This window comes from Corynebacterium sp. HMSC061H03, assembly GCF_001838215.1.
Taxonomy (GTDB): Bacteria; Actinomycetota; Actinomycetes; order Mycobacteriales; family Mycobacteriaceae; genus Corynebacterium; species Corynebacterium jeikeium_D.
The window spans coordinates 1-510 of sequence record NZ_KV836056.1 but is presented as its reverse complement, the minus strand read 5'-3'; the positions used below and the strand labels follow the sequence as shown (position 1 = coordinate 510).

The 510-nt window shown below is 54.3% G+C and carries 1 rRNA gene; it reads right to left on the bottom strand.

Annotated elements, in window-relative coordinates:
* Positions 1-510 (bottom strand): 23S ribosomal RNA (locus HMPREF2787_RS03215); the annotation flags it as partial.

Here is a 510-nt window from a genome sequence, read left to right as displayed (position 1 = left end):
CAAAAGGGGTCTAACAGGTCCTCTTAACCTTCCAGCACCGGGCAGGCGTCAGTCCGTATACATCGACTTGAATGTCTTCGCACGGACCTGTGTTTTTAGTAAACAGTCGCTTCCCTCTATTCTCTGCGGCCACAACCAGCTCAACCACGTCGGTCACCAGTCATGGCCCCCCTTCTCCCGAAGTTACGGGGGCATTTTGCCGAGTTCCTTAACCACAGTTCTCCCGATCGCCTTAGTATTCTCTACCTGACTACCTGTGTCGGTTTCGGGTACGGGCCGTATATCCACATCGCTAGAGGCTTTTCTCGGCAGCATAGGATCACCAACTTCCCCCAAAACGGGTACGCATCACGCCTCACCCACATGTGCTCCGGATTTACCTAGAACACGGGCCACACGCTTACACCACGATATCCATCACGTGGCACGGCTACCTTCCTGCGTCACCCCATCACTTGGCTACTACCAGTTCAGGTCCCCAGCATCACACACACCAACCAACCTAAAAGG